The following is a 13,748-nucleotide window of genomic DNA, read 5'->3' on the forward strand; positions in this document are numbered from 1 at the left end:
ACGCTGGCACCATTGATGCCGCCACCGATCACATCGAAATCGAATACCGGCTCCCTGAGAGAGGATAGCTTCATGCGCATTGGCGGATAGTTCTGGCCGACGCGCGCCCTAGCGCAGCTGTGATGCGGGATACGGAGACTTCGTGCTCCAAGTTCATGATGGCCTCGGCCAATTCGGCACCGTCCTCGCCGGGGACCAGCGCTGCGAACTTGTCGAGGATATCCACGTCACCGAAGCGGTAGGTCGGGCTCCAGGGATCACCCCGGGCGTAGTCTGATTCCGCGCGATAGATGCGATCTGCCGTCACGATTGTAATGCCGCCAGGCATCGTTCGAATCTGATTGCGGACGAAGGTCTCAGCAAACTGACCACCCCGCGGGTGTTGCACGATGCGCGTTTTCGCCTTGATCGCAAGCACGGTGAGATCGGTGGCATACTTGGGATCGAACCAGGCTGGCCCAGGCGGTACCTCGAGAAGCATCATTGCGATCATGTGAGGATAGCTAAACTGCTGGCTGGCGAAGGTGACTGGCTCTGGATTGGTGAATCGCGCCGAAGCCGCAAGCGGCCCAGTCTCAACCACCACCTCACGAATTGAATTGACGGCCAAAGGCCGGAGTTCACGCATGAGGTCGGCCAGCGCAGTCAGGGCATAGTGGGTGAATCGGCAACTGGGCCATGGCTTGTAGGTAATGTCCTCGAGCATGAAGCGTCGACCGAGGTCCGCGGTGATCAGGCTGCTATCGGCATTGGCCACGCCGTACATGCGGGCAAGGCCGCGGTCGCTGTCGAGCAGTTCGGTGAAGCCACGGGAGCCCTCTTGTGCCGAAAGGGCCGCAACCGTGCCAGTGACGGCGCACCAGCCGGCATCGCAGTACTTGCAGTTTGGCAGGTCTATTGCACTGGACCATTGGGCTCCGACAGGAAGTGGAGCATTCGATCCAGCCAGCCCGATAGCCTGTTCGAACAGCGCTGGTTCATATTGGTGGGCCTTAGCCGTCGCCGCGGCCGCTGCGATTACGACAGGAGCTGCCACACCCCATACGTCGGGGAAGCCGACAACTCTGGCGTTGTCGATGTGGACGACCGGACCGATATAGCTCGCAACGCGGCCGGCAGCCTCATAACCTGCGATCGTGGCAAGAAGCACCTGTGGTCCCGATAAGCCAAGCTCTTCGGCGAGCGCCAGCGCCACGACGACACCAGCCGAACCAAAGTGAGCTCCGACCGGAAATGTCTCGTCAAAGTCGAGTGCGTTTGCGGTGCGCGCGTTCGCATAGATGGCCCCCAACACGCTGCCGCGCCCCCGCGCCCCCGCAATGGTTGCTCGCGAATGTCCGCCGAACCATGCAGCCATGTTGCGCGCGATGGTTCCTATCTCGCAATCAACGCCGGCTATGAGACATCCTAGGCTATCAAGAATGAGCCGCTTGGCCTCGTGCCCGATCTGCTCCGGAATCGTCTCGAGCGATAGGCCGCTCAAATGCGCTGCAAGAACTCGCGTGGCTGTGCACTTCATTTTTGACCGGAGAACTTGTTAAAGAATTGTTGCGATCGTGTTGCGATTTGATGATGTCCGACCGCTGCATGTCAAATAACGCGCCATCGATTGAGAATAACGAAAAGTTATATGCCCTTGGTGAGATGGAAGGGAATTTCCTTCTGCACCTCATTGCGGCAGGCCCGCAGTACGGCCAGAAACTCACGAGCGACTCGCGACATCGGCCGGTGCGTTGGGTGCAGAATGCCGACGTGAAATTCGATTTTCGGCTCAAACCTTAGCGCGACCACGCCTTTGTCACGAAAGTCCGCGGCGGTGAACGGGTCAATGAAACCAATCCCAATCCCCTGGGCAATCATGCTCGCAATGACTGCTGTAAACTGTGCCTCGAGAAGCATGTTTCGTTCGACCTGGGCCTGAATAAAGATCTGATCGATCATATGCCGACCGACGGTGCTTCGGGTCAGCGATATGAATGGGCTATCCGCTACGTCAGCGGGCCTGACAACGCGTTGTTTCGCCAACGGATGTGCAGCAGGTACCGCAAGCACGTGCTCCACGCGACAAAAGTCTTCGATGTCCACACCCAAGCGACCGAATGGAAACTCAGCTATCCCAAAATCAATTTGTTGCGCCGCCACCCATTCTTCGATCTTTGCCGAAGTTTGAATGTTGATCGATATGCGTGTTCTGGCATGCGCGTTGTGAAAACGCGCGACGGCCCTCGGAATCAATCCTAATCCAAGCGCTGGGAGTGCAGCAATCGTCAGGGTTCCGGTGTTGGCCGATCTGATATCGGACGCGATCTCATGAATCTTGTCGACGGCTACAAAAGCCTTCTCGACCTCCTCGAACAGCAAGCCCGCTTCGGGTGTCGGCGTAAGCCGGCCACGGGAACGATCGAACAACGTAAGCTTGAGATTCTTTTCCGCTAGTTCGATCAGCTTGCTGACTGCCGGCTGTGAAATTCCAAGAAGCCGTGCTGCCGCTTTGGCCGTTCCCGCAATCATGAGCGCACGAAAGGCTTCAAGCTGGCGGACATTTAGACGCGCCTCGATCTTCTTGCGGGATGTCATCTCGACGGTCCAACTCCAGTACAGACGGCGCGCCGGGCCAGACTGGCTGATACTCCAGATGGATGAACCGCCCCAGAGACGAGCATCAATGTTCTCGTCGGCTGCGGGTGCTCAGCGCAAGATCCGGCCAGACAAGCACGGCTGTCGTGAAATCGTCAAGAAAAGCCAGGAAGTGCGTAGCGACATAGGCGCGAATGGGGGGCCGAAGCGTGGTTAGGCCCCTTTACGGGCCTCACATGACCGCGGCGATCATGGGATTTCCGACCAGCAGGCGCGGATCACCTCTCAGCGGAGGGCCCTCTGACACCGCGCTCTCTATCACCGGATCAAGATCCTCCGCCCTGGCCGCGAGATGTTCGTGATCCGAGTATGTCCACGAAACGCGTCTGCTTCCAAAAAGTGCCGACGAATGCGAGCGTCTGCTGCCTGCATAATCTGCTGACAACAGACGTGCTTGCAAACCTAAACGTGGGCAGGGCGCGGAGATATCCGCCGCAGGCCCGTCAAGGCCGATTACCGAGCAGCTAGGCTCAGCATAGAATGTTTGCCGTTAATAGCTCCGCCTGTGAACGCTCGCCATCGGCGGCGCTGCTCGAAATCAACCGTCGATATCAAGAAGGTAACCGGCCGATCGAACTGTCTGGATGATATTGCGCTCCCCGCCAATGGTGAGTGCCTTGCGCAGATGGACGACATGGGCATCGACAGTCCGAGGGTCGACGACGTCGGCGCCCTTCCATACGGCCTCGACAAGCTCGTCACGTGAAACGACTTGTCCAGGATTTCGGAGTAAATGACAAAGCATCCTGAATTGGGTCGGTGACGTATGCACGCGCCGGCCCCCACGGCGAACTCTCCGCGTTCTAAGACACGCGGTGACATCCGCAAAGCGCAATTCCCGCGCGCGTTCGGGTGCTGCCATATGCGACCGAATCTGTGTCAGGAGCGCGTGCGCCCTTAGCGGCTTTTGAAGAACTGTTACAGCTTGGGATGGGCCTACAAGGCTACGCCAGCGCTCGCTATCCGCGGTCACAATAAGGAGCGGAGCGCCCGGGTTTGTGACGAGCGGATCAACGGCCTGTTTCGTCGACTGGTTTTCGGCGAGTATGTCAGTGTCGAGAATGATGAGACTGGCTTTGTGCTTCTCGGAAAGAATGGCGCCAATACGAGTGTCGTCGGTCGCGAGCGTCAGATGCCCTTCGCCCTCAAGTATGTATGAGACGAGCGATGCCATGGTCTCGCCCATGATAATGACAATAAGCCGCCGCGCGAGTCTGGTTCGAGCTTCGTCTTGCGGCACGTGAACTTTCTGCCGGATTTGGAGATCCCGTGTGCGTTCGGAATTATTCCCGCGCATCTTTTGTTTGAAGACCTTGAACTGGGACGGCACGCAAATGCAAACAGCCTCCGCCGAATCGCGATGTGCGCTTCTAGGCGCAAGCCTAAGGCATTTGCAGGCGTCCGTCTCAGCTACCAGAACTGATAGCTCTCGCCCGGCTTGACTCACGGCTTTGCTGTCGGTTTTCGATTAATGCAGGTTCGCTGACCCTATAGGTGTCGTTGGTTCCGGCATGCGCCATAGCGGCGGATGCCGTCGGCGGAGAGGACGTGCCCGATCATGCTTCACGACAGACGAGTTGCCCTTGTAACTGGATCAACTTCTGGGATCGGTGCCGCAATAGCCCGGCGCCTCAATGGTCTGGGATTCTCCGTCGCACTTCATTCGCGTTCTTCGCATGAGGCGGGCTTGCGTCTGGCGCGCGAATTCAAGGATGCCAGCTATACGAGAGCCGATCTTGCTGACGAAAGCAGCATTCCCGCTCTGATTCGGAACGTCCTGGATCGCCATGGGCGAATTGACGTCCTCGTCAACAATGCTGGGATTGTGGAGGTGATACCGCACTCTGATCTCAAACGCGCGAACGCGGAAATATGGCGGCGAATGTACAATGTTAATGTCGTTGCACCATGGCTCCTCGTCTGCGAAGCCGAAAAGGCACTGCGTGACAGCAGCACGGCCGCTGCTCCAAGCTGCATTCTCAATATAAGCTCCCATGCTGGTATTCGTCCGAAGGGCTCGTCAATTCCGCACGCAGTAAGCAAGTCTGCGCTCAACCATATGACCAAGCTACTGGCTGTTGCGCTGGCGCCAGCAATCCGCGTCAATGCTTTGGCGCCGGGGCTCGTCGATACCCCGCTCACTGAGGGGCGCAGCGATCTTTATAGGACTTGGGGTGAACGCGCCCCGATGCGGCGCCCAGCGCATCCCGAAGATGTCGCTCAACTGGCCGGGATGGTCATCGAGTCGAACTATCTTACCGGCGAGATCGTATTGATCGACGGGGGCCTTAACCTGACGTAGGTTAAGCATTTCGCGTTTGCAGTGGCCGCCGATGATGTCCTGAAGGAATTTCCGTAATCACACGCTGCGCCGCAACGGATGCAAGTAGCATGCATCGCGGTCAGCGTTCATGCGGTGCAACGGGCGGCTCCGCAATCCCTGGGCTGCAACTGCCGGATTTGAACTCGGCCAGTGACTGACTTTCGGGACCTCCCGAACGGACGTATAATCTCAGATTATCGCGCGATTACTAGGTCGTGCTTGACATTTCTCTCCTGCCGTCAACAATTCATCACAAGATCATCATGGACCCTTCACATCATCATGGACCCTTCACAAAGCGCTCCCGGGCGATCGTTAATGTTCTGAGAACGCGTGGTCGCCGATGTGAGGCTGCGCTCGGGCACGAAGGCCGCCTGACTGCTCATAGTGAGGAGTCCAATTGCTCGATGGGCGATCTAGTGTTGCCCATAGCTCCCAGCGTTCTTGGGCGGCCGCGAGCTACAGCTAAGGGTAGCACATGTTGGAGCTTCAAGAAAAATCAGCTTTCGTCACTGGTGGTACGCGAGGAATTGGGCTCGCTGTTTCTAATCTTCTTGCCGAGCGCGGCGCCCGAGTTGTGGCGTGTGGATCGACCGATATGAGCGTCGAGGTCTGTCGAAAGCTGGCAGATGCGGCCGGGCTAACGATCCGGGCCGTGAAAGCGGACGTTAATCGCGAAGATGAGATTTCCGCAGCCATTCAGTCCGCGGCTGAATGGAACGGCGGTCTAGATATCCTTGTCTGCTGTGCGGGTCGGGCTTTTCGCGGGTCAGCACTTGGGATTACCGCCTCGGACTGGGATGAATGCATGTCGTTGAACTTGCGTGGCCCATTTCTTGCTGCGCAAGCGGCGCTGCCGTTCCTTGCCGCTCGGGGGGATGGCGCGATTGTGTTGATATCGTCGATCTGGGCCGTAACGGCGACCCCTGGCCGGACCGCCTACATCGTCGCTAAATCGGGCTTGACGGCACTGGCTCGGAGTTTAGCCGTCGACCACGCGCCCGCGGGGGTACGGGTAAATGCAGTCGCCCCTGGCTATATCGATACCGAACTTCTGCGCCGTTCGCTCTCGGAGGCCAACCCCGGGCGTGAAGTGACCGAACTCCTGGAGGAGGCCGCGGCCCAGCATCCCCTGCGACGTCTCGGGGTCCCAAAAGACGTAGCTGAAGCCGTATTGTTTCTCGCAAGTCCGCGATCCAGATTCATGACTGGTCAAACCTTGATCCTCGATGGTGGCTTGACGACCCAGGTTCGCACATCTGGTCTTGCAGACCAGGCCGAACTTGCGAACGCTGTGCTTCCGGTCGCGCGCGCTGCGGTCGAGCCGCCCACAAAACGGCCTGGTATTGTGCGCTGACATGCTGCCTTGCTACACAGCTCAAGCCCGCAGGCGATTTTTCGCGAATCTCAAAGTCGGCCGCCGCTAACGTGAGGCACCTTTGTGTCTCGCCAGCTGTCTTACATTGCCCCCAGCGCTGCTGGGCCGGCTCCAAATCTCTGCACTCCCATGTCATGCAGGACGTCCCGAATCGCGCCCACCGCATTTGACATCGAGTCTTCAGTTAATGCCCCGATGCATCCGATGCGAAATGTCCCTGGAACGGCCAGTCGGCCAGGCACAATGATCAAGCCCTGCGACGCCAGACCATCGTACATTCTGCCAAAATCGTAGTGCTCGTCGTTCGGATCGTAGAAAGTTGCGACGATCGGCGCAGCGTGTGCGTCAGCGAGAAGCGTCTGGAAGCCGAGGTTGCGCATGTCATTGACCAATCGGCGCCGGTTGACGTGATATCGCCGTAACCTCGCAGCGGAGCCGCCCTCCGCCCGGTGAAGTTCCAGCGCTGCGTATGCACCACGGATTGAATGCGTTGGCGGCGTGAATCGGAAGCATCCTGTCCGATCGACGGATCGGTCCTGGTCCCAGAGATCGAGGCTCAGCGATCTCGCATTTCCTTCACAGCACTCAAGAGCAGCTCGGTCGCAAATTACCCAAGCGAGCCCTGGGGGGCCTTCGATGCACTTGTTCGACGAGAGAACTAACGCTTGTATGTTGAGCTCCTTCATGTCGATCGGAAGCGCCCCGAACGAGGCGACGGCGTCGACCAGCAGCCCCTTGTGATATGTGCTGCACAGATCCGCAACCATCTCGATAGGATTCAACAATCCGCTGCTCGTCTCTACGTGAACCATCATCACGTGAGTAATTTGGGAGTCAAGAGCGAGGGCTTTGCGAAACTCCGCGCTCGTCGGCGGTCTGGTTGGGGGTGTTCTCAAGACCACATGAGGCATCTCCATGCGACGGCACATCGTTATGAGCCAATCGCCGTATGCTCCGTTGCTATGCACGAGCAACCGGCCATCGTTTGGCACGAATGTGCGAATGACCGCCTCATTCGCATAAGTGGCGCTTCCTGGAAATGGAATGGTGGTTCCCCAGCCTTCCGCCCTGGCCAGCTCGGTCAAATAGCGGCGTGCCGCGCGCAATGCCTCGATCATTTCGGGCTCTCCCGCCGAGTGGTCATCGAGCATGACCGGGCGGATCACGTCAGAGAGACTAACGGGTCCCGGAATGAGCAGGCGATTCTGGTGCTGTAAAGTGTTGCGCATTCTTTTAGACCTCCAGCAACTGGAGGTTCTTGATCGCCTACGCCGCGCTTGACAGTGCCTCGATCACGTCTGTCAAGGGGCGATACGGTAATCCCTTCTTCTCCGCCGACAGCGCATGGGTCAGGTGCCCTCGATAGCAACAAACTCCATTACGAAGGTTCTCATCTTGGGTGATGGCCTGCAAAGAGTCGAGATGCGCGATGTACTGAATATAGGCAAAAGTCCGCGCAGTCAGCAGACGCGTCGCAGTATTGGCCACCAGTGATGGAATATGATCGCAATTGTAGTGCACGACGCCTTCTTCACGATATGAGTCGTAGAGCAAAGCCGAAGAAGTGCAGGTTTCGATCATGTCATTATCACAGGCAGTGCAATCGCAGATAATGCTACCTTTCTGCATGCGTCGAACCATGCTCCGGTCAATCAGGTATTCCATTCTCCGCTTTGGAAGGTTTGGGCGGCGCACTGCACAGTTGAGGACGATGTCGGTCTCCGGCAGTAGCGCCGAAATCGTGTGTTGGGTGCGAGAAGGATCCTTGCTATTCATCGTTACCAGATTGGTGCGGGTTGTGCCTACGTAGTCGATGCCCTCTGTCCCGAACCGAGCATTGGCTTTGCGATTGAAATCCTCGCCGCCTCGCGTGACAATGACGGTCAAGGCAACCCCGAGGTCAGATAAATATTTGAACGCGGACAGTCCGATGTTGCCACAACCGACAATCAGAGCCCGTCCCCCGGGGAGAAGAAGGTCCTCATTGCGAGCGCAGAATACTCCCTTTTCTTGTGAGCAGAGCTCCAACGCCCTTTGAGCGAAGAGATAACCGGTCAGTTTGCTCATCGGCTCCAGCAATGGATAGTGGCCAGCTTTTCCGACCCACTCATAAGCAATTCCTAGAAAGCCTCGGCTGATGAGTTCGGAAAGATCCTGAGAGGAAATGTTCTCGTCAAAATGCAAGTATGTGAAGAGAATATGATGAGGAGCGTAATCATCATACTCAGAGCGCAGTGGGGCCTTGACCTTAAGGAGAAGCCGCGCTCGGGCGAGGACCTCGTCTTTCCTCACAATCTTCGCACCGCTGGCCTGGTAATCCGCGTCGGAGAATCCAGCCCGCTCCCCGGCGCCGCTTTCAACATAGATGTTGTGAGCCAGGCTCGAAAGAGCTCTCGCCTGGCTCGGCTGCAGGGCGACACGGCGCTCGTCTTGCTTGATCTCTTTCAAGACGCCGATGTTCATAAAGGAGTCCCTTCCGCTGTTTCAGTTACGAGTTCATCCAGCTGACAGGATCGTGCAGTACGATCTGGAATCACAGAGCGTTGGTTTGCGACTTGGTGTGAGGGCGGGAGAGATCTAGAAGCGCGCGGGTGTTCAACGAACGTGTTGCTCTCGCCGGAGGTCGAGCTTCTGCAGAATACGGCAGGCAAGAACGTGAACAACTATCAATCGTGGTAGGGAGGATGGGTCGCCAAGGTTTCAGGGCAAATGTTCCAATTCGGTCGTCGATTGCAACTCGGCTCGCCGAACAGTCTCTGCTGCGCAAAGATCGAAGCAGTTGATGCGCGAGGCCTCAACTAGTAATCACGGTCCGGTACCAGACGCGCACAACAATTCGCGGTAGCTCAGCGGCAATCGGAATATCGCCGAAACGGATCTCGATCGACGGAAAGCCGTTGCCCGATTCCGGTGTCCAGGACGTGGCTGCCGCCAGCCTATGGCGCGACAATCAGGGGTTCTTCCGCACATTTGGTGCAGGGTGCAGGATTCACGGACAGTGCGAATAAGGGCATAAGGTCAGAATCGCAGTCGACGTCCGTGATTCGCCTTGCTCCAAGCCTTCCGCTCACTGGTTTCCCCCGAGCTTTCGATTGTCCAGATCCTTCCCCAGACCGACAGAGTGGTGCTCGTGGCTCGGCCGAAGTCAGCAGTCTCGCTCTGTCCTAGTTGCGGCTGCCGGATGGGTCGCGTCCACAGCCATTACGTGCGACGCTTAGCCGATCTGCCGTGGCAGGGTCGGGCTGTCGAAATCCGGCTTCAGGCGCGACGGTTTCGATGCGCCAATCCGCAATATCCGCGTCGGATATGCACCGAGAGGCTACCGGCAACGGTGCGGCCGAAAGCAAGACGCACAACCCGCCTCTGCGAGAGCCAACTGGCGATCGGCTTTGCGGTCGGCGGTGAGCCTGGCTCGCGCCTGTCGCGCAAACTGGCTATGCCGGTCAGCGGCGACACTTTGCTCCGAATGATTCACTCGGCTCCCTTGCCGGATTTCGTTGCCCCGACCGTCGTCGGCATCGACGATTGGGCTTGGCGTCGTGGCCAGCGATATGGAACGATCATCTGCGATCTGGAGCGCAATTGCGTGCTTGATCTGCTTCCCGATCGTAACGCCAACAGTGTTGCGAGCTGGTTCAAGCGCTGGCCGGGGATCAAGGTCGTCGCGCGCGATCGTGCGGGACTTTATGCTGATGGCACACGCTGTGGCGCGCCCGACGCGGTGCAGGTGACGGACCGATGGCACCTGCTCAACAGCTTGGGTGAGGCCCTGCGCCACGCGGTCGGCCGCCATCGTCACAACGTAGCCGCCGCCGTGCAAATCATGGCGTCCGCGCAACGAGCGAAGACCGGCAGTTCCATGCCGCCACCCGGCCTTGCACAGTTGCAGGCGGATCGAAAGGCAGCGCGACGCGAACGCTGGGATGAAATCTGTCGTCTACGCGAGCAAGGTTGCCCGACATCCAGGATCGCCCAACTGCTCGGCGTCGACAGGCGCACTGTTCAGCGCTGGCTCGCCGCCGGCGGCGAACCGGAGCATTCGCGTCCCAACGGACCTTCACATCTTCTCGCGCCCTTCGAGGCTTGGCTCGAAGCGCGGTGGGCCTCCGGCCGCCAGGTGGGCCAGCAGCTTTGGCGGGAGCTTCAGCAACAGGGGTATACTGGAAGTCGGGTGACCGTCGCGCGATGGGCCGCTAACAGGCGTGCACATGCAGAAGCGGCAGGAGAAGCACAACCACACCTGACCTGGAAAGCTCCCACGCGTCGTCGCTGTGCTTGGTATTTGAGCCAGGATCCGGATCAGATCGACGCTGAAACCAGGCTGTTCCTCGGCCATCTGTTTGCGCAAGCTCCGGAACTCGCCACGGCGGCCGATCTGGCGAAGCGGTTTGTGTCCCTTCTCAGTGGTAGCGACATCGCCGAGCTCGATGAATGGATCGCACAAGCAGGCAACAGCGAGCTCAAGAGCTTCGCCAACGGTATCGCGCGCGACATCGATGCGGTCCGAGCGGCAATAACTACCTCCTGGACGACCAGTCCGGTCGAAGGCCAGATCAGCAGGATCAAAGCCATCAAACGACAAATGTATGGCCGGGCAAGCTACCCGCTATTGCGTCGACGCGTCCTCCTGGCTGCCTGAGAACGACCGAGCAACCTACCCACCCCGGTCGATCGAGCTGCACCAAATATGCGGAAGAACCCAATCAGGGATCGCCGCCGCCCATCAAATGGCCGTAGCGATACGGGAGGCCCTGGCGCAGGAGATCTTAGCAGCGTCGGCGCAATCAAACGTTGCCGCACATCTAGCGCGACGATGCTCATAGAAAAAGGTCAGGCGCGGTAGCTTGCCGTCCCCCGATCTGATCGGCCATCTATCGCGCGACGGCTCAGATCGGTCCCAAAACTCAGAAAACCCGATCTCGATCAGCATGACCACACCTGTGATCGTGGTCACAAGAAACATCCCGGACCACCTACATCATTCCAAAGCAGGCGGCGCAACAGCCCAACCTTAGGGGGTCAATTGTGGGCTCTGACGCATTTTTGGGGGAGCTGCGCTTATTCTGCGCCGATTAGTCTGGCTTGAAGCAGGCCGATTTTCCCGCGGCCGCACATTTGCGGTCTGAAGAGCTTGAGGCGGGTGATCTGCCCCTCGGTCTGCCCGTTGGACCAGGGTGAGGTGATCGCCGCCCGAACCGCCGCTTCATCGTTCGTTCCGCCGCGGGCGAACGATGCGATAAGACTGGCACGAGCTCGCTCGATCCATGGCGTGAGTCCCGCTTCGGCCTTTCGCCCGATCATCACGTGGAGTTGGGTGATCATCTCGCGGGCCTCAGCCAGGTTTGGTACGCCAGCCTCGATCGCCGCGACCTGGATGGTTTCCGCTTTCGCGAGCAAGTCCCGTCCGATTGTCATGAGGCGCGCAATTGTTCTAGCCGACGGGATCCGCTGAAGATGTTGGGCATCAGCGGCCCGTCGTCTGCGAGTCGCCCACTTGCTGATCGTGCGGAGCGAGCCTCGGAAGCCAGCGTTCCGTGCTCTGGTCGTTCATGGGAACTGCGGGTCGGTGACTTAAACGATCGCTAGAGAGTCGGCGCAGCTTCCCACGATACTCCAATGTGAGGCGACGCGAAGGCGGGATCACGCGTCGGTCGCCGTTGTGTACTTCGCTGTTCTTCCATCCTAAACACACACGGTCGAGATGCCGATATGCCGCTTCGAGTCCTTGTCGCCAACGTGCGAACCGCGCAAGGGTTGCCCGATCGCCTCCCGACCGCGGCCAGTCCTGAAAGATTGAAGCGCGGTGGTTAGCAGGCCGTCACCCCGGTACCTGGGATTTGGGATACCGTAGCGAAGCGCTTATTTGATCGAAGTGCGCGCCGCGGCGGGCAATACGACGTTAAGAAGTCCATGGAAGGTTGGCCGGACGGAGCAACCTCAGATGCCGAACAGCCGCCGTGAAGTTGGCAAGGCCCACCTGGGAGATCGCTCCGCCGCAACCGTGCTCATGCTCAAACGATCAATCCTGACCAAGAGTGCTCGGCGTGGTTATCTCAGCATTGTCGTGTCCAACGATCGAGTCGATGACGATCGACAGGATCGAGCGATGCAGCGCATAGCTCTATGCTCGCTCCACTCATAATCTTGCCATCAACGTGTGGCCATTGCAATCGCTGCCATTCGGCACTCAGGAAGCCTCAACGTCACAACTTAAATGCCGAAGAATCTCGTGGCCGCTTTTGGAGCCACTTCATCTTCTACGTGCTCTGCACTAAGAGGTGCGCCCTCTGCTTCACGAAGCGAGACTGAAAAAGCGCGCGATGGGGTTTTGTGCGGCGGCCGATCTCTGCGATAAGGCATCGAGCGCTTGAAGGCAGCAGGCATCGAGCGGCCAGCAAAATGAAATGGGAGACATCCGGTTGCGAGCAGATTTTTCGCGTATCAACGAGTCTAAGGCCGTGTTCGATGACATTTATGCCATGGAAGATCCCAGGGCATATTTCTCTGTGCTGGGAGATCTGGATTACATGATCCCCGACGTGGCCGAGCCGGTTGTGCGCCAAATTCTGGCAGCGAAGGCTGCGGCAACCGGCCTTAAGCCGACCGTGCTCGATGTTGGCTGTTCATACGGCATCAACGCAGCGGTGCATCGGTTTCCACTGACATTCGGGGGCTTGCGTCACCGCTACGCGCGGCGCGAGATGAGGGCGATCAGTTCCGAGACACTGGTGCGTCTGGATCGCAATTTCTATGCGTCTTGGCCGGATGTCGGCCTGGCGCGATTTATCGGTCTCGATATCTCGGCACCGGCGATCGGCTATGCAACGGGTGTTGGTCTTCTCGAGCAGGGCATTGTCGCCGATCTCGAACGTGAGTCGCTCTCAGCGGACAGCGCGAGTGTTATCCGCTCTGCTGATGTCATCATGTCGACGGGTTGCATCGGCTACGTCACCGAAAAGACGTTCAGCAAAATCCTCGATGCAACAGAGAGGCGCCCATGGATCGTCTCCTTCGTGCTGAGGATGTTCCCGTTCGATGCGTTGGCTGCGACGTTCGAGAAGCATGGCCTTGTGACGGAGCGTCTGACCGGCGCGACATTCATCCAGCGTCGCTTTCGCGATGCCGGTGAGTTCGAAGGCAGTCTGGCCGCCTTGGCGGCTCTCGGCGTCGATGCGGCAGGTCTTGAATCGGAAGGGCTGTTTCACGCCGATCTGATCTTATCCCGCCCTGAGGCGGATGCGCACGTTGCCCCCTTGAAGGACATTGTCACTGTTGCCCGCCGCAGGGGGCGGCCGATCGGGCCCCGTTATGTTCATATTGAGGGCAACGAGGGCTTGCAGGTCGCGTTGGAGCCGTGACGGGCTTGTTTTCCGAAGACAGCCGTGGGTGTAAGCCGGAGAACCGGGCACC

The 13,748-nt window shown here is 58.6% G+C and carries 9 protein-coding genes and 1 pseudogene; 4 read left to right on the forward strand and 6 right to left on the reverse strand.

Translation table 11 applies throughout. The features are described from left to right. Window positions 1-70: 70 nt before the first annotated feature. From IVA82_RS47805 to IVA82_RS49310, 3 genes are all read right to left on the reverse strand, one after another. Window positions 71-1,483 carry an MmgE/PrpD family protein gene (locus IVA82_RS47805; protein ID WP_247494028.1) on the reverse strand — a complete coding sequence of 471 codons (1,413 nt, stop codon included), beginning with the start codon at window positions 1,481-1,483 and terminating at the stop codon, window positions 71-73. A 143-nt stretch (window positions 1,484-1,626) separates the two neighbouring features. Further along, window positions 1,627-2,577, reverse strand: coding sequence for a LysR substrate-binding domain-containing protein (locus IVA82_RS47810; protein WP_247494029.1), 951 nt, complete (start codon window positions 2,575-2,577; stop codon window positions 1,627-1,629). A gap of 598 nt (window positions 2,578-3,175) precedes the next feature. After that, a complete protein-coding gene (locus tag IVA82_RS49310; RefSeq protein ID WP_247494030.1) occupies window positions 3,176-3,967 on the reverse strand; it encodes a response regulator transcription factor in 792 nt (263 codons plus the stop codon). 228 nt (window positions 3,968-4,195) lie between these two features. On the opposite strand from IVA82_RS49310, the gene IVA82_RS47820 reads away from it, so the two are divergent. Next, window positions 4,196-4,939, forward strand: a complete 744-nt coding sequence (locus tag IVA82_RS47820) for an SDR family oxidoreductase (protein WP_247494031.1) — start codon at window positions 4,196-4,198, stop codon at window positions 4,937-4,939. A gap of 499 nt (window positions 4,940-5,438) precedes the next feature. Further along, window positions 5,439-6,317 carry an SDR family NAD(P)-dependent oxidoreductase gene (locus IVA82_RS47825; RefSeq protein ID WP_247494032.1) on the forward strand — a complete coding sequence of 293 codons (879 nt, stop codon included), beginning with the start codon at window positions 5,439-5,441 and terminating at the stop codon, window positions 6,315-6,317. Window positions 6,318-6,418: 101 nt separating this feature from the next. Here the strand turns inward: IVA82_RS47825 and IVA82_RS47830 are convergent, their stop codons facing one another. Both IVA82_RS47830 and IVA82_RS47835 read right to left on the reverse strand, forming a co-directional pair. Continuing rightward, window positions 6,419-7,567 (reverse strand): 2-aminoethylphosphonate--pyruvate transaminase, encoded by a 1,149-nt coding sequence (locus IVA82_RS47830; RefSeq protein ID WP_247494033.1) that lies wholly within the window; start codon window positions 7,565-7,567, stop codon window positions 6,419-6,421. A 37-nt stretch (window positions 7,568-7,604) separates the two neighbouring features. Further along, window positions 7,605-8,801 (reverse strand): hypothetical protein, encoded by a 1,197-nt coding sequence (locus tag IVA82_RS47835; protein ID WP_247494034.1) that lies wholly within the window; start codon window positions 8,799-8,801, stop codon window positions 7,605-7,607. Between the two features lie 718 nt (window positions 8,802-9,519). Here IVA82_RS47835 and IVA82_RS47840 point away from each other — a divergent pair. Then, entirely contained in the window at window positions 9,520-10,977 is a 1,458-nt protein-coding gene (locus tag IVA82_RS47840) for an ISL3 family transposase (protein WP_247494035.1), read from the forward strand. A 419-nt stretch (window positions 10,978-11,396) separates the two neighbouring features. On the opposite strand, the pseudogene IVA82_RS47845 reads toward IVA82_RS47840, so the two are convergent. Then, a pseudogene (locus IVA82_RS47845) lies at window positions 11,397-11,879 on the reverse strand (ISL3 family transposase); the annotation flags it as partial. A gap of 863 nt (window positions 11,880-12,742) precedes the next feature. Between IVA82_RS47845 and IVA82_RS47850 the strand changes: the two are divergent. After that, window positions 12,743-13,696 carry a class I SAM-dependent methyltransferase gene (locus IVA82_RS47850; protein WP_247494036.1) on the forward strand — a complete coding sequence of 318 codons (954 nt, stop codon included), beginning with the start codon at window positions 12,743-12,745 and terminating at the stop codon, window positions 13,694-13,696. The last annotated feature ends 52 nt before the right edge of the window (window positions 13,697-13,748 follow it).

The sequence above is a fragment of the Bradyrhizobium sp. 142 genome, from assembly GCF_023074015.1.
Lineage (GTDB): Bacteria > Pseudomonadota > Alphaproteobacteria > Rhizobiales > Xanthobacteraceae > Bradyrhizobium.